At 51.2% G+C, this 24,028-nt stretch carries 28 protein-coding genes; 21 read left to right on the forward strand and 7 right to left on the reverse strand.

Features of this window, described 5'->3' with window-relative positions; genetic code table 11:
• Positions 1-2: 2 nt before the first annotated feature.
• The 6 genes from M2387_RS22635 to cobA form a co-directional block, all read right to left on the reverse strand.
• The gene (locus M2387_RS22635) at positions 3-761 is read right to left on the reverse strand and encodes a hypothetical protein (protein ID WP_259052819.1); all 759 of its coding nucleotides are present in this window, start codon (positions 759-761) and stop codon (positions 3-5) included.
• Between the two features lie 110 nt (positions 762-871).
• Entirely contained in the window at positions 872-1,186 is a 315-nt protein-coding gene (locus tag M2387_RS22640; RefSeq protein WP_259052821.1) for a hypothetical protein, read from the reverse strand.
• A gap of 129 nt (positions 1,187-1,315) precedes the next feature.
• Positions 1,316-2,494 carry a hypothetical protein gene (locus M2387_RS22645; RefSeq protein WP_259052822.1) on the reverse strand — a complete coding sequence of 393 codons (1,179 nt, stop codon included), beginning with the start codon at positions 2,492-2,494 and terminating at the stop codon, positions 1,316-1,318.
• Positions 2,495-2,496: 2 nt separating this feature from the next.
• On the reverse strand, positions 2,497-3,018 hold the full coding sequence (locus tag M2387_RS22650) for a PAAR domain-containing protein (protein ID WP_259052823.1): 522 nt from the start codon (positions 3,016-3,018) through the stop codon (positions 2,497-2,499).
• 150 nt (positions 3,019-3,168) lie between these two features.
• A complete protein-coding gene (locus tag M2387_RS22655; protein WP_259052824.1) occupies positions 3,169-4,029 on the reverse strand; it encodes a GHMP family kinase ATP-binding protein in 861 nt (286 codons plus the stop codon).
• A 49-nt stretch (positions 4,030-4,078) separates the two neighbouring features.
• Entirely contained in the window at positions 4,079-4,876 is a 798-nt protein-coding gene (gene cobA / locus M2387_RS22660; RefSeq protein ID WP_259052825.1) for a uroporphyrinogen-III C-methyltransferase, read from the reverse strand.
• Between the two features lie 748 nt (positions 4,877-5,624).
• Between cobA and M2387_RS22665 the strand changes: the two genes are divergently transcribed.
• The 21 genes from M2387_RS22665 to cobT are packed head-to-tail and all read left to right on the forward strand — an operon-like array spanning position 5,625 to position 22,889.
• Positions 5,625-7,010 carry a cobyrinate a,c-diamide synthase gene (locus M2387_RS22665; RefSeq protein WP_259052826.1) on the forward strand — a complete coding sequence of 462 codons (1,386 nt, stop codon included), beginning with the start codon at positions 5,625-5,627 and terminating at the stop codon, positions 7,008-7,010.
• Entirely contained in the window at positions 7,007-7,960 is a 954-nt protein-coding gene (cbiB, locus tag M2387_RS22670; RefSeq protein WP_259052827.1) for an adenosylcobinamide-phosphate synthase CbiB, read from the forward strand. The genes M2387_RS22665 and cbiB overlap by 4 nt, the downstream gene beginning before the upstream one ends.
• 14 nt (positions 7,961-7,974) lie before the next feature.
• Positions 7,975-8,604: a cobalt-precorrin-8 methylmutase gene (locus tag M2387_RS22675; RefSeq protein WP_259052956.1), complete on the forward strand. Its 630-nt coding sequence runs from the start codon at positions 7,975-7,977 to the stop codon at positions 8,602-8,604.
• A gap of 2 nt (positions 8,605-8,606) precedes the next feature.
• Positions 8,607-9,764: a cobalt-precorrin-5B (C(1))-methyltransferase CbiD gene (gene cbiD / locus M2387_RS22680; protein WP_259052828.1), complete on the forward strand. Its 1,158-nt coding sequence runs from the start codon at positions 8,607-8,609 to the stop codon at positions 9,762-9,764.
• Positions 9,761-10,375 carry a cobalt-precorrin-7 (C(5))-methyltransferase gene (locus M2387_RS22685; RefSeq protein WP_259052829.1) on the forward strand — a complete coding sequence of 205 codons (615 nt, stop codon included), beginning with the start codon at positions 9,761-9,763 and terminating at the stop codon, positions 10,373-10,375. Before cbiD ends, M2387_RS22685 begins: the two co-directional genes overlap by 4 nt.
• Positions 10,375-10,944, forward strand: a complete 570-nt coding sequence (locus tag M2387_RS22690) for a decarboxylating cobalt-precorrin-6B (C(15))-methyltransferase (RefSeq protein WP_259052830.1) — start codon at positions 10,375-10,377, stop codon at positions 10,942-10,944. The genes M2387_RS22685 and M2387_RS22690 overlap by 1 nt, the downstream gene beginning before the upstream one ends.
• Complete coding sequence (locus M2387_RS22695) at positions 10,937-11,716, forward strand: cobalt-precorrin-4 methyltransferase (protein ID WP_259052831.1); 780 nt, start codon at positions 10,937-10,939, stop codon at positions 11,714-11,716. The genes M2387_RS22690 and M2387_RS22695 overlap by 8 nt, the downstream gene beginning before the upstream one ends.
• Positions 11,691-12,758 carry a cobalt-precorrin 5A hydrolase gene (locus M2387_RS22700; protein WP_259052832.1) on the forward strand — a complete coding sequence of 356 codons (1,068 nt, stop codon included), beginning with the start codon at positions 11,691-11,693 and terminating at the stop codon, positions 12,756-12,758. The genes M2387_RS22695 and M2387_RS22700 overlap by 26 nt, the downstream gene beginning before the upstream one ends.
• The gene (locus tag M2387_RS22705) at positions 12,752-13,477 is read left to right on the forward strand and encodes a precorrin-3B C(17)-methyltransferase (protein ID WP_259052833.1); all 726 of its coding nucleotides are present in this window, start codon (positions 12,752-12,754) and stop codon (positions 13,475-13,477) included. The genes M2387_RS22700 and M2387_RS22705 overlap by 7 nt, the downstream gene beginning before the upstream one ends.
• Positions 13,474-14,262 carry a cobalt-precorrin-6A reductase gene (locus M2387_RS22710; protein ID WP_259052834.1) on the forward strand — a complete coding sequence of 263 codons (789 nt, stop codon included), beginning with the start codon at positions 13,474-13,476 and terminating at the stop codon, positions 14,260-14,262. The genes M2387_RS22705 and M2387_RS22710 overlap by 4 nt, the downstream gene beginning before the upstream one ends.
• 17 nt (positions 14,263-14,279) lie before the next feature.
• The gene (cbiK, locus tag M2387_RS22715; protein WP_259052835.1) at positions 14,280-15,062 is read left to right on the forward strand and encodes a sirohydrochlorin cobaltochelatase; all 783 of its coding nucleotides are present in this window, start codon (positions 14,280-14,282) and stop codon (positions 15,060-15,062) included.
• A 9-nt stretch (positions 15,063-15,071) separates the two neighbouring features.
• Positions 15,072-15,797 (forward strand): cobalt-factor II C(20)-methyltransferase, encoded by a 726-nt coding sequence (locus M2387_RS22720; RefSeq protein WP_259052836.1) that lies wholly within the window; start codon positions 15,072-15,074, stop codon positions 15,795-15,797.
• Positions 15,798-15,812: 15 nt separating this feature from the next.
• Complete coding sequence (locus M2387_RS22725; protein ID WP_259052838.1) at positions 15,813-16,547, forward strand: energy-coupling factor ABC transporter permease; 735 nt, start codon at positions 15,813-15,815, stop codon at positions 16,545-16,547.
• Positions 16,544-16,822 (forward strand): energy-coupling factor ABC transporter substrate-binding protein, encoded by a 279-nt coding sequence (locus M2387_RS22730; protein ID WP_259052839.1) that lies wholly within the window; start codon positions 16,544-16,546, stop codon positions 16,820-16,822. Before M2387_RS22725 ends, M2387_RS22730 begins: the two co-directional genes overlap by 4 nt.
• A complete protein-coding gene (locus tag M2387_RS22735; RefSeq protein WP_259052840.1) occupies positions 16,809-17,486 on the forward strand; it encodes an energy-coupling factor ABC transporter transmembrane protein in 678 nt (225 codons plus the stop codon). Before M2387_RS22730 ends, M2387_RS22735 begins: the two co-directional genes overlap by 14 nt.
• Positions 17,483-18,322: an ATP-binding cassette domain-containing protein gene (locus tag M2387_RS22740; RefSeq protein ID WP_259052842.1), complete on the forward strand. Its 840-nt coding sequence runs from the start codon at positions 17,483-17,485 to the stop codon at positions 18,320-18,322. The genes M2387_RS22735 and M2387_RS22740 overlap by 4 nt, the downstream gene beginning before the upstream one ends.
• A 4-nt stretch (positions 18,323-18,326) precedes the next feature.
• A complete protein-coding gene (locus tag M2387_RS22745; protein ID WP_259052843.1) occupies positions 18,327-19,862 on the forward strand; it encodes a cobyric acid synthase in 1,536 nt (511 codons plus the stop codon).
• Positions 19,859-20,404 carry a bifunctional adenosylcobinamide kinase/adenosylcobinamide-phosphate guanylyltransferase gene (cobU, locus tag M2387_RS22750; protein WP_259052844.1) on the forward strand — a complete coding sequence of 182 codons (546 nt, stop codon included), beginning with the start codon at positions 19,859-19,861 and terminating at the stop codon, positions 20,402-20,404. The genes M2387_RS22745 and cobU overlap by 4 nt, the downstream gene beginning before the upstream one ends.
• Positions 20,401-21,168 carry an adenosylcobinamide-GDP ribazoletransferase gene (gene cobS, locus M2387_RS22755; RefSeq protein ID WP_259052845.1) on the forward strand — a complete coding sequence of 256 codons (768 nt, stop codon included), beginning with the start codon at positions 20,401-20,403 and terminating at the stop codon, positions 21,166-21,168. Before cobU ends, cobS begins: the two co-directional genes overlap by 4 nt.
• Positions 21,169-21,173: 5 nt before the next feature.
• Positions 21,174-21,800, forward strand: a complete 627-nt coding sequence (gene cobC / locus M2387_RS22760) for an alpha-ribazole phosphatase (RefSeq protein WP_259052846.1) — start codon at positions 21,174-21,176, stop codon at positions 21,798-21,800.
• A gap of 30 nt (positions 21,801-21,830) precedes the next feature.
• Entirely contained in the window at positions 21,831-22,889 is a 1,059-nt protein-coding gene (gene cobT, locus M2387_RS22765) for a nicotinate-nucleotide--dimethylbenzimidazole phosphoribosyltransferase (protein ID WP_259052847.1), read from the forward strand.
• 95 nt (positions 22,890-22,984) lie between these two features.
• Here the strand turns inward: cobT and eutR are convergent, their stop codons facing one another.
• Entirely contained in the window at positions 22,985-24,016 is a 1,032-nt protein-coding gene (gene eutR, locus M2387_RS22770; protein WP_259052848.1) for an HTH-type transcriptional regulator EutR, read from the reverse strand.
• Positions 24,017-24,028: the final 12 nt, after the last annotated feature.

Consider the following 24,028-nt stretch of genomic DNA (forward strand, 5'->3'; position numbering starts at 1 on the left):
GGCTAGTATGTGCTATCCAGTAGATCGCGGTCTCCTGCCTGGCACACCAGCGTATCCGGAAAGTTTTTCCCGAAGGTCAGCATCAGATTCAGATGATCGCTGTCATTTTCCCGAATCCGATCGGCCGTAAAGCAAGTGACGGATCGAGATCTTATAAGACTCCAGCCACCATCACGTTCCGGACGTTTACGTAACGAGGATAGCCTCACTTGCAGTGAAAAATCATCAGCAAGCGTCCACTCTTTTAGCGGCCCCAGTTGATAGGTAAATTGTTCAATGAAGCGACCGTCAGTAAAATAACCATAGCTTCTTTCCAGAATGGTTAACGGCTGGCGATATTTAATATTAATAATATTCATGCCAGCCCTGATGTTCCCGCTAAATGCCGCCTGATAAAGCGGCAGATGCCGTGAGCGCCATTCAGGCAATGTCCAGGTTTGTGATTCATCCTGTGTCACCCTGGTCGGCCGCAGGGTTCCCGTCACTCTCGCCTCAACAGGCGTATTTTTTGGCAGAATAAACTCAAATGCCAGTTCTTCCGATATCTCTGAACGGATAAAGTAAACTGCCTGCACTTCACAATACTGGTAGCCGCAATCGATATTCAGCTTTTCTTTCTCTACAATAAGCTGGCTGGCTTTCGGAGCGTTCAAAGAAAAAGAAGGAGCATACTCAATGCGCATCGGCGCACGCATGTTCGCGTGTGCCAGGGTACAAAATGCTATTAATGCCGCCAGTACCAGGGTACAAGATTTAAACATAGGAGCTCCATTCCCAATCATCCCTGAATATCATATTGAACATTGTGAATATATAAATTCTATTTTCATTAAACAGCCCTCTTGAAACCCCTTACAAGGGAATATCAGGCTTATGGTTCAATAACGGTCAATGTATAATCTTTACTGAAATAACTGCAAGGGGCAAACATATGCCCATACATCCCTCCTGCTATCTTTATTTTTATCACCCCTGGTCTGGTAGGCGTTCCATAAACCTCAACGCAATTTCCATTATAGCGCGGTTTTTTAGAAAGCATTGTCTTGTCTGTACTGTCCTCAGGTAATAAGCAATTTCGTAGGGAAATACCTGCATCAGATGGTGTAACAGTGCCAGCCTTATAATCGGGTTGTTGATCATACCACCCTCCCATGACTGCTCCCCCAATAATATCTATTTTAGTCATATAAGGAATCCCTAGTGAAGCTGACTTTAATTTGCTACTTTCTGGAATATACTCTGCCTTCGGACTGAGCAAGCTACATGCTGAAATAAAAAACACCCCAAAAATAATAAGTATCCGTATGATTTTCATTTATCTTAATGGTTTAAAAACCATACCTCCGAAAAATCGTTTAATAAAAAATGACATATCCGAAAAATATTTTATTTGGTTTTCCGCTTTTCCCCATGAAAATAATTTCAGATGTACAGCTCCATTAACATCTTGCGTTACAGGACCACCCCATACAATCCAGTGTGTGGGCACTGTCATTTTTTCCGATGAACTCCCATTCAATAAACTATCATTAATAAGGGTGACAACTTTATAACCTTTGTAGATATACTCATTTAAATCATTTATCCCTTGAATACCTGCCTGAAAAGGCCCTACATTACTGAATATTTTTTCATAACCGGCTTTTTCAAACCACCCAGCCAGTGTCTGCCACATTGTTACCCCTGCAACGGGAGAATCAAGGCCATCAAAACTGAATAGCATATTTTCTGAATCCCTCAGCCCTGCCAGAGTCATCCAGTCAAGACCCGAAATGGTTTTTATATCAGAACCATGGAATTCACCATATGGATGACGACATCCCTCACTCGGTTCTATCTTAAGCCCACCAATTTTTGTTTTACCGTAGCGCCACAGCTCCCTTGCAGCCTGGGCATATATATCAGGACGGTCTATTTGCAGACAGTAAAAAAATGCCGCAGAGCCGCATACACTGGCATTATTTTGAGTAGGGTAAGAACGATGATAAAAGCGGTCTTCGATATCAACTTCGATTCTTTTTTTCTCAAACGGATCCAGTGGTGTTCCAACAGGATATTTCTTTGCAATAAATGCCCGCTCCGGGATAGTAATTCTGATTTGTTTGGTTTCGCCTCCCTGGCTCACAGGTTTCATTGTTCCTGTTGATTCAAAATAGCAGGGGTTTTCTCGTTTAATTGCAGACCAGGCTTTACCCGACGCAAACTCTTCCAGAGTGTACATTTTAGTGAAAGGTACTGGAGTAACAGGGCGCATATGTAACATTGTTTTCCGGTAAAGCATTACCTCCATAATATAAATGGTCGTGAGTGACTCATTAATATTTTCGGTCATATGACTCTGTGTTTCATAGTTTTCCTGAAATGACTGCTGTTTAACATCCACCAGAGTATATTTAATTCGATTAGAATCCATTCTATAAATAATCAAATCATAGCGCAAGGCACTCACCGGAACATTCGAATTAATACGAGTGCTGAGATGATAAATAGCCATAATTAATCCGTTAACATATGCAGGTTAATATCTTCAGCTGATTCAGCTAAATGCCACGCAGTCATCCCTTGGCCATCAGTGATCCCAGCTTCAGAACGGTCGTCCGGAAATATCAGGGTATAGCGACAATGAATCAGCAGCTGGCCATCATCACCGATACACTGGAACCGAATACTGTTCCGGGGACTGGCATCTTCCCCCTGTTGTGCGGGCACAGATGACTGACGGGTATTGCGGGAGGTAAGGGAGCCCAATCCTGTACGGATAAATTGCGTAGCAGACCCATAGATATAATGATCGGGGCAACGGCATAGCACCCTGTCACCGGTTGCAGCATAGGCTTTCCCTTCTTCCAGCCAGTCCTGTGCTGAAGCGAGGATCTCAAAGTACCCTTTGCATTGACTGCAAGATGCCTTGTCACCAGTGCGGGCAATGGGTTTATGCTCTTCAAACCAGCTCGCTGTGGCTGTAATAATTTCCCCGTAGCGGGTTTTGTCACCCAGGCAGGCCAGCGCTCTTGTCATGTTATTCATCCCTGAAGAAACGATGATTTATATTCCCTGTATGCCACACAGAAATCTTACAAAAATCGCCACTTAGTCAAAATTTCCTTTTGCTGATAGCAGGGTGCCCTCTTCAGTAAAGGCGGGAAAATCGGCGTAAGTTCCGGCTGGTTAGCGAACCCCCCCTCTGGTCATACAGACCTCATGTACCTGAGGATAAAATTGCCCTAGCCGATACTTTTGGAGCCAGTGATAAATAAACGCTTTATCGTGCAATCGCTCATCATAGATAAGCCCGACCACGCTACCGCTGTGCGCAACATTCAGGCCATAAATAGCGCCCTTCTCCACCAGAGCAGAGAGTTCACGAAAGCCGGGTTTGGGTAGCAAATCCTGGCTGGCGAGGGTACTTAGCGTGGCGGCTTCGCCCAGAAGCCCTGGATCCCGCTGTTCACAGGCAGCGTTAAGCAGCCGCCAGGCCTCAGCAAGCACGGATTCCCGTGCCAGCAGTGCGCCACGACGATCGCGTTTATGAAAATCTTCCGTCAGTATCACATCCGGACTTTCCAGTATTAGCAGCTGCAGCTCTGGCGACCAGTCGAGTGCTATCTGTGTCTGTGCCGTCTGATGGTCAAACAGCGTCAGAGAGGGAAAAAGCGTGCTATCTGTCGGCTCCACCGTCACGCACAGCTTCGACAACGTGTCTGGTGATAATTCATGACCGTAAAAGCGCGCGGTAGCCTGGGCGACGGCGGCAATATCCGCCGTGCTGCTGGCAAGCCCTTTACCTACCGGGATGGTCGACTGGTATTCAATCCGTAAAATACGGGTAGCATCTGGCGCAATATCCAGATGCTCAAGCACCCTCTCTAACATCTGCCGCATACGAGGCCGTTCCAGCTTCAATGGCGCTCCCTCTTCAACAGAGACAAAGCTGTACCAGTTGATAGGACAGGAAACCAGTTTTTCGCCTCCAAGGATCCAGCCCTGCAGCAGCTCTCCACAGGACGCCGGACAATATGCCTCAGCCATTGAAATACCTTTTTAATCATCCGGACTGTGCAACCGGACGTTCATTATTTTAAGGAGTTGACCAGGATGCGGTATCTAATAGCGTCTCCTGAGTGATATCAATCTGCGTCGCTGCAAAGGCCAGGACCTGATGCAAGTTCACGACATCCCCGACCACAATCAAAGCCGGAGCATGCAATTTACGCCTGGTCGCCTCTTCCTGTAATGTCGCAAGCGTCGCCACCGCCACCTGCTGACGCTGCTGGCTGGCATACATCACCACTGCTGCTGGCGTATCAGGTGATTTACCGTAACTTATCAAAAGCTGGCTGATTTCGGCCAGCCGGGTCATGCCCATCAAAATAACCAGTGTCCCCTGAAGCGCGGCGAGCGCACTCCAGTTCTGGGGCTCGTTACCCTGGCACATATGGCCGGTAACGACATGGAAGCTTGAGGCGTAATCGCGGTGGGTAACCGGGATCCCCGCGTAGGCCAGCCCGCCGATTGAAGAGCTGATCCCCGGAACAACCTCAAAATCCAGGCCATGCTGCGCCAGAAATTCAGCTTCTTCTCCGCCACGGCCGAAAACATAAGGATCACCACCTTTCAGACGCACCACATTGTTACCTGCCGCGGCATATTTCACCAGGATGGCATTAATCTCTTCCTGTGCGACCGGATGGTGATTTGGCGTTTTTCCGACATTAATGATTGTGCATTCTGCTGGCGCACAGGCTATCAGTTCGGGATTAACAAGACGGTCATGTACCAGTACCTGGGCATAGCGTATACAGTGAAGCCCCTTCACCGTAATTAATGATGCATCTCCGGGACCCGCTCCGACCAGCCATACTTTACCTTTGCTCATTTTATTGCCTTATCAATCAGATTAAAGCACATGAAAAAAGCACTTCACTTTATTAGTGATATGCGACATCAGGTGGCGATAAAAAATACATTTATTAATGATGTGTTGTAGATAAGCGGCAGTGTTAATTAGTCGGAACCTTTATTCTTTGATCTATTCACAATAAATATGCAATAAAAACCGTTCAGTTCAATATTTTGAATTATTGAGTTAAGGCAGATTAAAATATCAAAATAAGATATTAAAAACAGACTCATCAAATAAAAAATATGATATACGAGGCCAAAGCAATGAAAATTCAACACATTGAAAACAATATACTTTCACATTTAAACCACTAAACAACACCAATAATAACAACATAATGGTAATTATTATTTAAAGCGCTATTAACAAGCAGTAATAAATAAAACCATTCAATTAACACTCATTCATATTTATCGAAATATAATTATTTATTTTGATCACACACAAAGTGTTTATGTGAAGAAACTCACAAACTGCAATAAGCTGATATATAAAGACCGGGTTTTGTGGTTTATTGAAGTCGATTTTATATAGCCTAAAAAAACACAGTATATCAAAAATCGGCAATGTTAAATAAATGATAATTATATTTTAACGCCACGACCAGTCATGCTCATTATTATTTATAATGATTAAAAGACCAGCAGCTGGTTAACTTTTGATTCTTTTCTTTCCTGTCTGCAGGAATTTTTTGGCAAAAATATTCTGTCCAAGGTAGCGTATGAATAAGGCACAAAAACAGGTTTTCATGATAGCAGGGACCAGCAGTGGTTGTGGTAAAACAACCCTTTCCCTTGGGATCATGCGGGCACTGAGTGCACGCGGACTGCGGGTTCAGCCCTGTAAAGTCGGCCCGGATTACCTCGACAGCAGCTGGCATACCGCTGTCACGGCTGTTCCTTCCCGTAATCTGGACGCCTTTATGCTGCCAGAGCCTGTTATCCACTCACAGTTCTGCCGCTATATGCAGGACAAAGATATCGCCGTGATTGAAGGGGTGATGGGGTTGTATGACGGTTTCGGCACCGATCCTCACTACTGTAGTACCGCCGCGATGGCAAAGCAGCTCAACTGCCCGGTGATTATGCTGGTCGACGGTAAAGCGGTTTCCACCTCTATTGCCGCGACAGTAATGGGGTTCCAGCACTTTGATCCGACACTGAATATCGCCGGCGTGCTGGTTAACCGCGTTAACAGTGAGAGCCATTTCCAGTTACTGAAACAGGCGATTGAACACTACTGCCATATTCCGGTACTCGGATATTTGCCGGTCATGGACGATATTCAACTCCCCTCCCGCCATCTGGGGCTTGTCCCACCGCAGGAACAAGGGCTACAGGCAGAACGCTGGCAGCGCCTGGCCGACCAGATTGAAAAAACCATCGAGGTGGATAAGCTGCTTGCCCTGACAAACTGGCAGGCACCACCAGATAATACCCCGCTGGCATTAGCCACGCACAATGCAGGATATGGCCTGACCGTCGCGGTGGCGGATGATGCCGCATTTAACTTCTATTACCCCGATAACCTCGATTTACTGTGCGAGAGTGGCGCAAAAATTGTCACCTTCAGTCCGCTAAATGACAGTGCACTGCCCGATCCCTGCCACATGATTTATATCGGCGGCGGTTACCCGGAAGTGTATGCAGAAAAGCTGGCGGCCAATGTCTCCATGCGGGAAGCACTGCTGGCGGCGCATCAACGTGGTATCCCTGTTTATGCCGAGTGCGGTGGGCTGATGTATCTCGGTGAAACCCTGACTGATAGTAACGGCAATACATTTCCGATGACCGGTATTATTGCCGGCCACAGCACTATGGGTAACCGCCTGAAGCGTTTTGGTTACTGCGAAGGTACCGCTCTGACCGATACGACGCTGGTCAAAGCGGGTGAATCTCTGCGTGGGCATGAGTTCCACTATTCTGACTTTTCCACTCACCTGGCACCCGCTTTTGAGTTTACGAAACAACGCGACGGTAAAATCCTGAAACGCTGGAGCGGTGGCTATCAGCTCGGTAATACCTTTGCCAGTTATTTGCATGTGCATTTTGCCCAGCGCCCCGGGTTACTGGATAACTGGTTTGCGCTGGCCCGGAGTGTGTTATGACGCTACTCAGCTGGTTTATCGCATTCCTGCTTGACTGGCGCCTCGGTGACCCGGAGCACTGGCCACATCCCATTCGCTGGATTGGCCATGCTATTCGTAAAACCGAAACCGTTATTCGTCGCCACTGTCAGAGCAGAACCGCGCTACGTCTGGGCGGAATGGTGCTGTGGATAGTGGTGGTCGGGGGGACCTGGCTTATCAGTTACGCCCTGCTGGCGCTGGCTTTTTATCTTGCAACCCCTCTCGGCTGGATTCTTGTTATCTGGATGACCTATACCACGCTTGCTACCCGCTGTTTACAGGATGCGGCGATGCGGGTGTATCACGCGCTGAAAGCGGGTGACCTGATAGAGAGTCGGGAAAAATTATCCTGGATAGTCGGGCGTGATACCCGGGAACTGACCCCGCCACAAATCACCCGCGCGGTAACGGAAACTGTCGCAGAAAATACCGTCGATGGCGTCATTGCTCCCCTGTTCTTTTTATTACTCGGCGGTGCCCCGCTGGCGATGGCCTATAAAGCCGTGAATACCCTGGACTCTATGGTCGGCTATAAAAATGACAAGTACGGCGATATCGGCATGTTCTCGGCCCGGGCGGATGATGTTGCCAACTATATTCCGGCCCGTCTCAGCTGGCTGCTATTCACCTTCGCCGCCTGGGTTCTGAAATACCGTTATCGGGCGGCTTTCCATATTGGGTTACGTGACCACGCTAACCACCGCAGCCCCAACAGTGGCTGGTCTGAATCGACGGTTGCCGGGGCGCTCGGCGTACGTCTGGGCGGGCCGAATACCTATTTCGGACAGTTAGTGGATAAACCATGGCTCGGTGACGATACCCGTGACATCCAGGCTGAGGACATTCTCAGCACCATACGGCTGATGTGGGTGACCTCTTTAGCAGCCCTGGTGCTATTTGCTGCCATTTATCTGCTGATGCAGGGATAGAGTAAGGGAAAATGATGAGTTATCTACAACAACCGCAGGAAATCGAAAAAAATAGCTTTCTGATTATCGATGACATTATCCGTGAGACAAGGCCGGAATATCGTTTCGCCAGTGAGGATCATGCGGCCATTATCAAACGCGCTATCCACACGACGGCTGATTTTGACTGGCTGGATATTCTGCATTTTTCTGACCATGTCATTGAAAGCCTGCGCGATGGCATTCTGCGTGGCTGCACCCTCTATACCGATACCACCATGGCACTCTCCGGAATTAACAAAACCCGCCTGGCGAAATATGGCTCAGAGTGCCGCTGCTATATCAGCGACCCGCGGGTGGTTGAAGCCGCCAAAGCACAACAAATAACGCGATCCATGGCGGCCGTGGACATCGCGATGCAGGAACCCGGAGAGAAGATTTTTGTCTTCGGCAATGCCCCGACGGCCCTCTTCCGCCTGTTAGAACACAGTGAAAAACCGGTTGCGGTTATCGGCGTTCCGGTCGGTTTTGTCGGTGCGGCAGAGTCCAAAGATGCCCTTGCAAGAAGTGAGCTGCCCTGTATCGCGGCGCTCGGACGCAAAGGGGGCAGTAACGTCGCCGCTGCGATTATCAACGCCATCGTTTACCGGATGCCGGAGGCCTAATCATGGCACAGGAAAACACCCTAAGCCCGAACGATAACGGTAGCGATGTCGTCTGGCACAAAGGCAAGGCGCTGCGTAAAGGATATACCACCGGATCCTGCGCCACCGCGGCGGCCAAAGTTGCGGCTTTGATGGTGTTACGCCAGGAGGTTATCCAGCAGGTTTCGATTGTCACGCCATCGGGTGTGACGCTGAATCTGAACGTAGAAGAGCCGCTAATTTACGGGCAATCAGCCACCGCCGCCATTCGCAAAGATGGCGGGGATGATATTGACGCCACCCATGGCATGCTCATTTTCGCCCGTATTAGCGTAAACAACAGCGGAATCATCAATATTGATGGTGGGGAAGGCGTTGGCCGGGTAACCAAGGTCGGCGTCGGTCTGCCGATTGGCCATGCTGCCATCAACAAAACGCCGCTGCAAACCATCGAAGCGGCGGTCCGGGAAGCGATAGGCCCGAACCGGGGCGCGGATATCACTATTTTTGCCCCGGAAGGGGAAGAGCGAGCAAAAAAAACCTACAACGGCCGCCTCGGCATCCTCGGCGGTATTTCTATTATCGGCACCAGCGGCATTGTCACGCCCATGTCGGAGGAAAGCTGGAAACGCTCCCTCTCTATCGAGCTGGAAATGAAACGCGCCCAGGGAATGACTCGCATCTTCCTGGTGCCGGGTAACCACGGGGAACGTTTCGCCAGCGAACAGCTCGGGCTGGACGGCGCCTGTGTGGTCACCATGAGTAATTTTGTCGGCTATATGTTGCAGGAAGCGACGCGACTGAAATTTGAGCAGGTCGTGATCCTCGGACATTTCGGCAAGCTGGTAAAAATTGCCGCGGGTGTTTTCCATACCCACAGCCATATCGCCGATGCGCGAATGGAAACCCTGATCTCCAATCTCGCTCTGATTGGTGCTCCCCTTTCTCTGCTACAGGAAGTCGATAACTGCACGACGACCGAAGCCGCTATCGAACTTATCAATGCCCAGGGCTGGCAGGCGGTCTACCCCCGGATTGCAGAAAAAATCTGTGACCGGGTTAATCAGATGCTGCGTTTCTCTGATACGCCACCGCACTGTGACGCCATTTTATTCTCGTTTGATAATCAGGTACTGGGGAGCAACCGCCCGGTCAGTGCCATCACGGAGGGATTCCGATGATTTATGTCGCAGGTGTAGGACCGGGTTCAGAAGCATACCTGACCCAGCGGGCAGTCGATGTTATCTCCGGCGCAGAGATAGTAATCGGCGCTAAGCGTCACCTGGATGAATTTGCCGGGCCAACAACAAAAACCCGAATTATTGATGCCGATATCGACGGGTTGATGAGCTGGATAGCAGAACACCTTGAAAGTCATATTGTCGTTCTGGCGTCCGGTGACCCGATGTTTTTTGGCATCGGCAAACGTATCTGCGAAACCTTCGCGCCTGAACAAGTGCAAATCGTGCCGGGTATCAGCTCCGTACAGTATCTCTGTGCCCAGATAGGGATAGATATGAATGATATTTATCTCACCAGCAGCCATAACCGCAAACCTGATTTCGACTGGCTTCTCGCTCATGAGCGTATCGCCATGGTGACAGACAGCAAAATCGGCCCGAAAGAGATAGCGGCCGAAATCTGCCAGCGCGGTCAGAACCGCATGATGGTCATCGGCGAAAATCTCTCCGGTCGTAATGAGCGCATAACCCTCCTCAATGCCGAAGAAGTCAGCGGAGATTACGACATGAATGTGGTGTTAATTGATAAACAAAACAGTGTGATTTCCTGATGAAAGACGACCTTTTTCTGCGTGGACAAAAGATCCCGATGACCAAAGAACCGGTACGAGCACTCGCCCTGTCACGGCTCGACTTATCCAAGGCGCGGCTTCTGATTGATGTGGGTGCGGGTACCGGCAGTATCGCGATTGAGGCCGCCCTCAATCATCCGGAACTTGAAATTATTGCTATCGAGAAAAAACCGGAAGCGCTGGCGCTGATTAAAGAGAACTGTCGCCATTTCAATTGCCCGCAGATCCGGGTAATTGACGCCTATGCGCCGGTGGAACTGACAGAAAAAGCCGACGCCATCTTTGTCGGCGGCACGGGCGGAAACCTTACGGACATTATCGACTGGGCCCTCGACCATCTGCGCGGTGACGGCAGCCTGGTGATGACCTTTATCTTGCAAGATAACCTGACACAAGCCATTGCTCACCTGAAACAGTGCGCGGTATCCGAACTGGACTGCTGTGAACTCCAGGCCGGAAATATGACCGCACTCGGGCACAGTTACTACTTTAAACCCAATAACCCTACCTATCTTATTTCGTGCCGTAAGGAGGCCTGCTGTGGCTGAACAATTTGACCCTCAGAAAGTATGGTTTGTCGGAGCCGGGCCCGGGGATATCTCTCTTATCACCCTGAAAGGCTATCGTATTTTACAGCAGGCTGACATCGTCATTTATGCCGGTTCTCTTATCAATACGGACCTGCTGGACTACTGCAAAGCAGGCGTCACCTGCTACGACAGCGCCTCGATGACGCTTGAGGACATCATTACCGTAATGGTCGAGGGTGTGAAAAGTCACAAACTGGTGGTGCGTCTGCAAACCGGTGACCTCTCACTTTACGGCTCTATCCGTGAACAGGGTGAAGTGCTGGCGGAACACAATATCGGTTTTAGCGCTATCCCTGGCGTTAGCTCATTCCTTGGAGCAGCAGCCGAACTGGGCGTGGAGTACACGGTACCGGAAGTCTCCCAGAGTCTGATTATCACCCGCATCGAAGGCCGCACGCCGATGCCGCCAAAAGAGAGCCTGCGTAGCTTTGCCGCCCACCAGACCTCGATGGCGATATTCCTCTCGGTTCAGGATATCAAAGGGGTGGTGGAACAGCTGACTGAAGGTGGTTACCCGGAAACAACCCCGGTTGCCGTGGTGTACAAGGCCACCTGGCCGGATTGTCAGGTGCTGCGTAGCACTCTGGCAGAAATAGCCCAAGCCGTGCGCGAAGCAAAAATCCGTAAAACCGCCCTGATTCTGGTAGGGCCGTTTCTCGGCGACGAATATCACTATTCAAAACTCTATGATGCAGGCTTCAGCCATGAGTATCGCAAAGCTTCCCGCTAAGCGCATTGCGCTCTTTTGCTTAACGCCCGGCGGCAAAGCGCTGGCGGAGAAGATCCGCCCGCTTCTTCAGGTGCATTGCTACACCAGCTCAAAACTCGTATCAGAGGGTTTTGAGCCGTTTCATAACGGTTTTGCCGCCACATTACAGCAAGCATTTGCCAGTCATGATGCCCTGATTGTGATTGGCGCAACCGGGATAACCGTGCGTGTGCTCGCCCCGGTGATTCAAGACAAAATGAGTGACCCGGCCGTCATTGTACTGGATGAGAAAGGGGAATTTGTCATCAGCCTGCTTTCCGGCCATCTTGGCGGCGCCAATGAACTGGCGGTCTGGCTGGCGGACAGAATGGGCGGTCAGGCGGTGATAACCACCGCAACGGATGTTAACCAACTCACCAGTTTTGACCTGCTTGCCCGGGATATGGATGCCACTTTCAATAATTTCCGCTCCACGGTTAAAACCCTGAACCAGATGCTGGTTAGCGGAGAACGTATCGGTATCTGGTGGCATCCGGATATGGCGGCAGAGCAAGATAACTATGCTTTGTCCGGGCTTATCCCGGTTACGGATCTGCAGTCTCTTCCCGCTCTCGATGCTCTGGTTTGCGTCAGTTACCACTGTGAAGAAGTGCTGCTCCCGGTGCCAGTGTACAAACTGATCCCGCGCAGGATAGTTGCCGGTATGGGGTGTCGCAAAGACGCAGACGCCGATACCGCTCTGCGGTTATTCGCTGAGCAGTTGACAGAAAACAATCTGCTACCACAAGCCGTCTGTGCTATCGGCAGTATTACCCTGAAAGCACAGGAACCTGCGCTGCTGGCAGTTGCTGCTCACTATCAGGTGCCGTTTACCCTGTTTAGCACCGAGGAACTTGCGCCGATAGCGGTACAGTTCCCTGCCTCCGAATTTGTCAAAAAAACCATCGGTATCGGGAGTGTATCCCGACCCGTCGCCTGGCTGATGAGCAAGGGCTGTCTGATAGGACAAACCTGTAAAACCCAGGGGATCACCATTACGTTAGGAGCAAAAAGAGTATGTTGACCGTTATAGGTATTGGCCCTGGCAGTGAAGCCATGATGACCGAAGAAGCCATCACCGCTCTGAAAGAGGCGGATATCGTTGTGGGATATAAAACCTATACCCACCTGGTGAAGCCGCTGGTAGGTGATAAAGAGGTGATTAAAACCGGCATGTGCAAAGAGATTGAGCGCTGTAATCTGGCTATCGATCTGGCGCAGCAAGGAAAAAATGTCGCCATGGTGTGTAGCGGCGATGCCGGTATCTACGGTATGGCCGGGCTTATTCTTGAGATAGTCACCAAAGAAAAACGTGATATTCAGGTACGCGTGGTTCCGGGCATAACGGCGAGTATTGCCGCCGCCTCGCTGCTGGGCGCACCGCTGATGCACGATTTCTGCCATATCAGCCTCAGTGACCTGCTCACCCCCTGGGATGTTATCGAAAAACGCATCAAAGCGGCGGCGGACGCTGACTTTGTTATCTGTTTTTATAACCCACGCAGTCGTGGCCGTGAAGGCCATCTTGCCCGCGCATTTGAGTTAATGGCTCCCTATAAAGCCGCCACAACGCCCGTCGGCGTCGTCAAAGCCGCAGCCCGTAAGAAAGAGGAAAAATGGATAACGACCTTCTCTGAAATGGCTTTCGATCGCGTGGATATGACAAGCCTGGTCATCGTCGGTAACCAGTCTACCTATATCAGTGATGGCCTGATGATAACGCCACGAGGATACAAACTGTGAGTGACTGCGGACTGCTTATTTTCGGTGGGACCAGTGATGCCCGCCAGCTCTGTGAGCGACTGGATACCCGGGGAATAGGCTATCTGCTCTCGGTCGCAACCTCAGCCGGGGTGCAGCAGGCCGCAGGATTAAAAGGAGAGATCCTTGAAGGCAGGATGGATGCAGAGGCGATGGCTGATTTCTGCCGCCGCCGCGGGATCCGCCAGTTGGTCGATCTTTCACATCCTTACGCGGCGCTACTCAGCGACAATATTCTGCAAGTGCAGCACAAGCTGGGTATCCCTTTGATGCGTTATAACCGTCCAAGTGACATTGATACGGTTGATAACCCGCTGATTTACAAAATGGATTCTATCGATAGCGCCTGTGAACTGGCGATGCGTCTGGGGCAACGAGTCCTGCTGACCACCGGCAGCAAACAGCTGGCAGACTATCTTGCTCGTCTGCCAGGGAAGACGGTACTGGCACGCGTTCTGCCAACCCGGGAAGTGCTGGAACAATGTGAATCCTATGGGATGACGGTTGATCAGATCTTTGCTCTCAAAGGGCCATTTTCGGCTGAATTTAACCAGGCCTTTTACCGCTACTGCGGCGCTGATGTGGTTATCACTAAAGAGTCCGGCACTCAGGGAGGGTTCAGTGAGAAAGTGCAGCCCTGCCTGGCGCTGGGTATCCCCTGCATTGTCCTGGTACGCCCGCAGATCCGGGTATCGGGTGAGGTAACAGAATTGCAGGATCTTTGCGGGGTCGAGCAGTATCTGGCATCCCGTTTTTCTGACTGTTGATTGACTGAGATGATGAAATGAAAAAAGCGTTATTAGTGATTAGTTTCGGCACCAGTTATCCGGGAACCCGTGAAAAAAATATCGAAAGCTGTGAAAAACAGCTCGCCGCCGCGTTCCCCGATCGTGATTTTTTCCGCGCCTTCACCTCAAGCATGATTATCCGAAAGCTAAAGCAGCGCGATAATCTACATATTCATAATCCTGAAGAGATACTACGCCATCTGCATGAACAGGGTTATGAGGATGTGGCGATTCAGTCCCTGCATGTGATTAATGGGGACGAATATGAAAAAATTATTAGCCAGGTCGAAAAATACCGCCCACTCTTCCGCTCTCTGCGCGTGGGTAAACCACTCCTGAGCAGTTTTGAAGATTACGCCCAGCTGATTGATGCCCTGCACTTACAGTTACCCTCACTCGAAGAGGATGAGCGCGTGGTCTTTATGGGGCACGGTGCGACGCATCACGCTTTCTCCGCTTACGCCTGCCTCGATCATATGATGATTCATATCGGTTTTCCCGGACGCGTTGGCGCAGTGGAAAGCTATCCGGAAATCAGCCTGGTGATTAAGGGCCTGAAAGAAGAGAACATCCGTAAAGTACACCTGATGCCGCTGATGCTGGTTGCCGGTGACCACGCGATTAATGATATGGCCTCCGATGAAGAAGAATCCTGGAAAACGCAGCTGGAGCAAGCCGGAATTGCGGCAACGCCGTGGTTACAAGGGTTAGGTGAGAACAATATGATCCGCCAGATGTTTGTCGAGCATCTGACACAGGTAATGGACAGCAGGGAGTAATTTCTACCGATGAACCAGCAAACAAAAAACCCGCAAGGCAAACTCTATGCCATTGGCACCGGGCCTGGTGCCAGTGACCTTATCACCGTACGTGGCGCCAGAGTTCTCGGTGAACTGGATATTCTGTATGCACCCGCGGGTAAAAAAGATGCCCCGAGCCTGGCACATACCATTGTCGAGCCATACCTCACCGCTAAAACTGCGGTAAAAACCTATCACTTTCTGATGAAAGCCCCGCGGGAAGCGAAAGAAGCCGTCTGGGATGATGTGGCGAAACGGATTCAGGAAGATGTGGCTGAGGGTAAAAAAGTCGGTTTTATCACCCTTGGCGACACCATGCTGTTCAGCACCTGGGTCTCCTTGCTGGAGCGTATCGGTAACCAGCCATGGCTGGAAATCATTCCGGGCGTGACCTCGTTTGCGGCTATCGCATCCCGGGCGTCTTTACCGCTGGCAATGGAAAACCAGAGCCTTGTTGTGATGCCGTGTACCGCATCACCAGAAGCCCTGGAGCAGGCAATTATAAATCATGAATGTATCGTATTAATGAAAGTCTATGGTCGTTTACAACAGGTACGCGATCTGCTCCGCCGCCACTCTCTCTTTGAACATGCCATCCTGATGTCCGATGCCACACTGGAAAATGAACAGTGCTGGAGACGTCTGGATGAGATAGACGACGAACAGACACTGCCCTATTTCTCAACGATATTAATTAATAAAACCCGTAAATGATTCGGTGAGGTCATCATGCAACAGAAACTCTCACGGTTTTCGCTAACCGGTGCCGGTGTCGCCATTCTACTGACGATTGCCCCTCAGGAAGCTTTTGCCATGCATATTATGGAAGGCTTTTTACCCCCGATGTGGGCGCTCGCCTGGTGGCTGATTTTCCTGCCGTTTCTTGCCGCAGGGATTGTCCGTCTGAAAGCCATTGTTCAGGAAGATGCCAACCAAAAAGTACTGCTGGCACTCTGCGGGGCCTTTATCTTTGTGCTTTCGGCCCTGAAAATCCCTTCAGTCACCGGCAGTTGCTCTCATCCCACCGGGGTGGCGCTGGCCGTTATCTTATTCGGGCCATCGGTGGTCGCCGTGCTCGGCTCCATTGTACTGCTATTCCAGGCGTTACTGCTGGCGCACGGCGGCCTGACTACCCTTGGCGCTAACGGAATGTCGATGGCCGTTATCGGGCCTATCGTCGGTTATCTGGTCTGGCGTTTCACCACCAGACTGGGGTGGCGTAAAGATATCTGTGTCTTCCTTGTGGCAGTGGTCGCGGACTTAACGACCTACTTTGTCACCTCGGTACAGCTTGGCGTTGCCTTCCCGGATCCCCAGATGGGAATGGGCGCAGCCATTCTGAAATTTATGGGTATTTTCTGCGTGACACAGCTACCGATTGCCATTGCAGAAGGTCTGCTGACCGTGCTGGTCTACGATCAGCTGGTTAAACGTGATTTGATACATGATGAGGTACGGGCATGAAAAAGACGCTGATTTTACTGTTTCTGACTGCCGTAATTTTTATCCTCCCGTTCTTTATCAATCACGGTGGGGAATATGGTGGTTCCGATAATCAGGCAGAGCAGCAGATCCTTGCTATCGCGCCAGATTATCAACCCTGGTTTGAGTCTCTGTATGAGCCCGCCAGCGGCGAAATTGAAAGCCTGCTGTTTACCTTGCAAGGCTGTCTGGGCACAGCGGTGATTTTCTACGTGCTGGGTTACTACCGCATTGGCCGGAAAAATGCAGAATCTTGATGCACTGAGTTATCAGAGCCGCTGGCGCCAGCGCTCCCCGGGGATGAAGTTTGCTTTCTGGGTGGTGATGATCGTTCTGGCGATGGGCCTGCCACCCGCGGGCCAGGTCGCTTTACTGCTGTTTATTTCCGGGTTTACCTGCTGGTTGCTACGGATATCGCCGTTCCGCTACCTGAAATGGCTGCTGATCCCGTTCAGTTTTCTTTCTGTAGGCCTGGTGGCGATAATTATTTCCTTTGCCCGTACACCGGACTCTCTGCTGTGGAGTATTCAGGTAGGCCACTACTGGATTGGCCTCGACCCGATTGGCCTGGCCACGGCGAACCAGACCTTCTGGCGCAGTATGGCCTCTCTCGCCGCCACCTTCTGGTTTGTACTCAATATGCCGTTTGAACAGCTGATCAAACTGATGAAACGCGCCCATCTGCCTGTGGTGCTGATCGAGCAGATCCTGCTGACCTGGCGCTTTATTTTTATTTTTCTGGAAGAGGCCGCGGCCATTTACCACGCCCAATCCCTGCGTTTTGGCTACCGTAACCTCCATACCGGATACCGCTCTCTGGCGATGCTGGTCACGATGCTATTTTCCCGCGTTATGATGCGCTATCAGCAAATGTCGGTTGCGCTGAATGTGAAGCTCTACCAGGGAGATTTCCATCTGTGACTCACACTCCTGGGCTCGCCGTTACTGACCTTACTTTTCGCTATCAGGATGAAAATATTCTGAAAAGCCTGACCATGGATTTTAGCGAACACCAGATAACCGGGATTATCGGAGCCAACGGCTGCGGAAAATCAACGCTGTTTATGAATTTGTCCGGTATTCTGAAGCCCCAGCAAGGACAGGTACAGTGGCAGGGTAAGCCGCTAAAATACGATAAGAAATCGCTTCTGGAACTACGTCAGCATGTGGTCACGGTATTCCAGGATCCCGATATGCAGATTTTTTATACCGATGTGGACAGTGATATCGCCTTCGCTCTGCGTAATCTCGGAATCGATGAAGAGGAGATCAAACGCCGGACCGATGATGCCTTGCATCTGGTAGACGCTCTGGCGTTTCGCGACAAACCGATACAACACCTGAGCTTCGGGCAGAAAAAACGCGTGGCGATTGCCGGGGCGCTGGTGATGCAGTCAGATTATCTGCTGCTTGATGAACCCACCGCAGGGTTAGATCCCGCCGGGCGTCAGCAGATGATTGAGTTGCTGGCGCGCATTGCCGCAGCCGGGACACATATTGTCATTTCCAGTCATGATATCGATCTGATTTACCAGGTCTGTGATGGTATTTACGTGATGTCACACGGAGAAGTGCGTGGCCACGGTACCTCAGAGTCCGTTTTTCTGCAAAAAGAGATGATTATTGCGGCCGGGCTGGAACAGCCATGGCTGGTCAAACTCCACTGTGAAACCGGGCTCCCGCTCTGTAAAACAGAGCAGGCACTGTTTGCACAACTGCAACAGCAAAGTCTGTTTCAGCCAGATAACACAAGGTAAAGGTATGGCATTTTCACTGATGATTCAGGGTACGGCTTCCGACGTTGGAAAAAGTGTATTAGCCGCCGGATTCTGTCGGATTTTCTCTCAGGACGGCTACCACTGCGCGCCGTTCAAATCACAAAATATGGCACTTAATTCAGGGATAACCCGCGACGGTAAAGAGATGGGCCGCGCGCAGATATTTCAGGCCCAAGCAGCCGGTATCGAACCCGATGTACGCATGAATCCGATTTTGCTTAAGCCAACCTCTGACCGTCGCTCCCAGGTGATTCTGATGGGAAAAGTGACAAACAGTATGGATGCGGCGGAATATCACCGCTATAAACCCCAGCTGAAAGCGATGATCCACGAGATATACAATAGCCTGGCGGCAGAGCATGACATTGTTGTGCTGGAGGGCGCGGGAAGCCCGGCAGAGATCAATCTGCGTGACGGGGATATCGTCAATATGGGTATGGCGGAGATGATTGACGCCCCGGTTATTCTGGTGGCGGATATCGATCGTGGCGGGGTCTTCGCCTCAATTTACGGCACGCTTGCCCTGCTGGCAGAACAGGAACGAGACCGGGTTATCGGCGTTATTATCAATAAATTTCGCGGTGACGTTGCCCTGCTAATGCCGGGTGTCAAACAGATTGAAGAGCTGACAAATGTCCCGGTACTTGGCGTTATGCCATGGCTGGATCTCAGCCTGGAAGATGAAGATGGCGTGGCATTACAGGTCGGCAAGTACGATGACCAGTCCGAAAAGGTGCTGGATATTGTGGTCGTTCAGCTGCCGCATATCGCTAACTTCACCGATTTCAATCCCCTTGCTGCCCAGCCCGATGTCCGGCTGCGTTATGAGTCAGATCCTATGCAGATAGGAAATCCGGATCTGCTGATTATTCCTGGCAGCAAAAATACTCTTGGCGATCTGCAATGGTTGCGCCAGAAAAAGATCGATAAAGCAATACTCGGCTACCATGCACAGGGAATACCGATAGTTGGCATCTGCGGTGGGTATCAGATCCTCGGCCAGCATATTTATGACGATGTGGAATCCGGGCTATCCGATTTACCCGGACTGGGGCTACTCGATATCACTACCCGCTTCTCCTCAGAAAAAAATACCACACAAACTGCCGGTACCCTGTCCGACAGCCTGCCCGGGATCTGGTCTGCCTGTCAGAGTGAACCTGTCTGTGGTTATGAGATTCATATGGGCGTTTCCAGTGCGGGTGAAAATGCGATCCCCTTTGCCAGAATGCATGAGAAAAACCGGGAACCCTGCAACCATACCGACGGCGCGGTGAGCCCGGATGGCAGCGTTATGGGGACCTATTTACACGGTATTTTTGACGGCAATAACTTCACCCGCCCACTGCTTAATCAGTTACGGAAAAAGAGAGATCTGGAGCCGTTAGCCGAGAGTACCTTTGATTATGCGCTGCACAAAGAGCAGCAGTTTAATCAGCTGGCACAACAGATGCGGGAACATCTCAATATGGATGAAATCTACCGTCTGATGCGTACATACGGGGAGAAAACCGCATGATTTTAGTGACCGGTGGCGCGCGCAGCGGCAAGAGCAGTTTTGCCGAAAATCAGCTGGATAATTGCTGTGACAACGTGCTCTATATCGCCACCTCAGTGGTGAGTGACGACGAGATGGCGGCTCGGGTCGCACGTCATAAAGCAGACCGACCGCAGCACTGGCGTACCTGGGAAGGTTTTAAAAATCTCGCCGACGCTATCCGCTCTGAACGCAAAGAGGGTGAAGGTGTGATGCTGGAGTGCATCACCACGCTGATCGCCAGCCTGCTCTATGATGCCTCAGGGGGCGCGGATCCAGAGACGCTGGATTATGCGCTACTGGAAAAAGGCATCAACCACGAAATAGATCAGATTATTGCCGCCTGCAAAGCGTGCGAAAGCCCTATTTATATCGTCACCAACGAGCTGGGAATGAGCATCACTCCGGAAAATAAGCTGGCACGCCATTTTGTCGATATTGCCGGGCGTATTAATCAAAAACTGGCTCGCCAGGCGGAGCAAGTCTGGCTGGTGGTCTCCGGTATCGGAGTTCAGATCAAATGAATCCTAAATATCTGTGGGCCACGCTTCAGTTTCTTACCCGTGTTCCGGTGCCGCAGCGCTGGAGTGAAGGCGCTGAATTTCAGAACTATAGCCGCGGTATCGTCTTTTTCCCGGTGGTCGGGCTGATTGTCGGGATCATTGCTGCCCTGCCCGCCCTGTTAATATCCTTAACGACCAACAGCCTGCCCGTCGCGGCCCTCGGCTATGTCCTTGCGCTGATGCTTATTACCGGGGGGTTCCATCTCGACGGGCTGGCTGATACCTGCGACGGTATTTTTTCCGCGCGTAAACGCGAGCGAATGCTGGAGATCATGCGTGACAGCCGCATTGGCACCCATGGCGCTCTGGCGCTGATTTTTGGCCTGATGGCGAAAACCGCCGCAGGCTATGAACTGCTCGCCACCCCTCATCTTTCACTCGCGGCGACCGCCGGGCTGCTGATTTGTGCCCCGATAGCCGGACGTACCTGCATGCTGATGATTATCTATAAGCAGCGCTACGCCCGTGAAGGGGAAGGTTTGGGCAATATCTATATCGGCCAGATTACGCTGCGTCAGTTTATTACCACCCTGGTCATCGGCGCCATTATCGTGACAATGCTGGGCGGCATGAAAGCGCTCGGCGCGCTGATTATCACGGCCTTTCTTATTTACGGACTGGGACGCTATTTTCACCATCACCTCGGCGGCCAGACCGGAGACACGCTGGGTGCCGCTGAAGAATGCGGGGAGATCGTTTTCCTGCTCGCGCTACTCTGGATGTAAAACCGATGAACCTGAGTCGTTTTATTCTGGTCCGCCACGGAGAAACAGCCGGTAACAAAGCACGCCTGTTCTACGGCAGCACCGATTTACCTCTGACCGGGACCGGACGCCAGCAGGCAGCAACCGTCGCCTCTTATCTGGGTGATATTCGAATAGACCACATATTTATCAGTGCGTTAAAGCGGACAAAAGAGACCGCAGAATATATTCGCCCCTCAGGAAATCACCACTATCACTGCGATCCTCGCCTCAATGAGATGCACTTCGGTGCCTGGGAAATGCAGAGCTACAGTGAAATTGCCGCCCGTTTCCCGGCGGACTGGGAAACCTGGATGAGTGACTGGCAGCATTCCGCCCCCACCGACGGCGAGTCCTTTGTGCAGTTCAGAGACAGGGTACAGGCGGTAGCGGATGAACTGCGCAGGCAAGCGACAGAAACCGCGGCAACCCGCCTGATTGTCGCCCATAAAGGGGTGCTGGGACTGATAATCACCCGCTGGTTTGGGCTCAACGCAGAAGCGATGTGGCAGTTCCCCTGTGAACAAGACAGTTACACGGTGGTTGAGTGTCGCGACGGGTTTATGACGCTCGCGGTATTTAACGGACGCTCACCCCTCACGACAGTTTCCTGATCCTAAAAATATCTGATGAGTATAAAAACGATGACAACACTAAAAGAGTTGATCGGCGCAATCCCGCCGCTGGACAGAGCGGCTATGCAGGCGGCAGAACGGCAGATTAACGGCCTGGTTAAACCACTGCGCAGTCTCGGACGTCTGGAAGATCTCGCCATACAACTGGCGGGAATGCCGGGGATTGAAGACCTGGGTAATCTGCCGAAAGAGATTATTGTCATGTGTGCCGATCACGGTGTGTTTGCAGAAGGTGTCGCTGCCAGCCCACAGGAAGTCACGGCTATTCAGGCGCGTAATATCCAGAAGCAGCTAAGCGGTGTCTGCGCCATTGCCCGCAGTAATCAGACTAGCGTATTACCTGTGGATATCGGCATTGACTGCGACCCTATCGACAACATGATTTCCCTGAAACTGGCGCGTGGCTGCGGCAATATCGCCAGAGGCCCGGCAATGTCCTATGCTGATGCAGAGCATCTGCTGCTCGCCAGCGCTGAACTGGTCAAACAGCGGGTGGCAGCCGGAATACGCGTTATTGGCACCGGCGAGCTGGGTATCGCCAATACCACTCCCGCCTCGACGATGATAAGCGTACTGTGCGGACTTGATCCCCATGATACTGTCGGTATTGGTGCTAACCTGCCTCTGGATCGTCTCGCTCATAAAGAGGCGATTGTCCGCCAGGCTATCGCCGTTAATCAGCCTGACGCTAACGATGCCGTCGATGTGCTCGCCAAAGTCGGCGGCTATGACTTGACCGGCATGACCGGGGTTATTCTCGGTGCCGCGGCCTGTGGTATTCCGGTCGTACTGGACGGTTTCCTGTCTTATGCCTGCGCCATCGCCGCCTGCCGTCTGGCTCCCGCTGTCCGGGACTATCTGATCCCCTCGCATTTTTCAGCGGAAAAAGGCGCAGGTATTGCGCTTGAACAACTCGACCTCCAGCCTTTTCTCTATCTGGATCTTCGACTCGGTGAAGGCAGCGGCGCGGCACTCGCCATGTCAGTGATAAATGCGGCCTGTAGCATGTACTGCCATATGGGAAAACTGGCCGACAGCGGTTTTATTCTGCCGCCATCGTCCCGGTAAATGGGGAATACTTTCAGGGGGATAAACTTTAGCTGAAGGTGTTGCTACGATTACGGGCCACACCTTCAGAGCACTAGCAACAAACAGGATAAAAATTATATCAGGCGACGACTCAGTGTCTCCGAAGGTTTTTCATTAAACAGACGCTGATAATCGCAGGCAAACTGCCCCAGGTGCCAGAACCCCCACTGCATTGCCGCATCTTTTACCGTGGTTTGTTTGGAATACGGGCTCACCAGCTCACGGCGTACTGCATTGAGGCGGATTGTTTTCAGATAAGCATTCGGGCCGATGCCGAGAACCTGCTGGAAGGCATTCTGTAATGTACGACGGCTGACATACAGCTCATTGCACAATTCCAGGACGGTTACCGCTTCACTGGCATTCTCAAACAGATAGTCACGTGCCTTAGAAACCAGTTTCAGGTAATTCACGCGATTAGTGCAGTGCTCATCAGCCACGGTGCTGGCATCTTCCAGTACTCCGAGAAAAGCAACCAACAGATTATGGCTCAATACACGGCTGACGGTTTGGTGACGTTCCTGCTCAATTTGAGAATGACAGAGCGCGTGGCGGATATACTGCCAGATGGCTTCTTTTTTATATGCATCAATACTCAGGGTCTGATTTTCACTGAGCATTTTCATCAGTCGTTCCGGGTTTTGCAGCACTACCGCATGCTTTTTCAGTATATCGTGAGAGATAACCAGCCCCTGAATGTGATAATCATCCGGCGTACTCAGCTCAAACTCTTGTCCGCCCGGGCGCACGGCAATTCTCTGCTGGCCCAGTATATGATTACCAATATAACCGCTATTCTGCTGCTCTCCAGGAATACCGAACCAGAAGGCATTAGGCCAGACCATGCAGGACTGGCGCAGGGAGAGATTTGTGTATTCATGGAACACCTGAAGCCCATCAAACAACGTTTCTGTCAGCTCCCCTTCAAATCGCCCGGGCGACAGCTGATCATAAAGCTGCTGCCAGGCCGTAATGGCGCAGGCCTGGTCATACGCATCATGGGTATAACGCTGAGTATAATTCTGCTCGAACACGATAGGGCTAAGATCACGGTCGCAAGGTACATCATCATTAAGATGATGTAAGTCGGGTGTGATTTTTTTCATTATTATTCTGTC

The organism is Klebsiella sp. BIGb0407 (assembly GCF_024807845.1).
Classification (GTDB): Bacteria; Pseudomonadota; Gammaproteobacteria; order Enterobacterales; family Enterobacteriaceae; genus JGM124.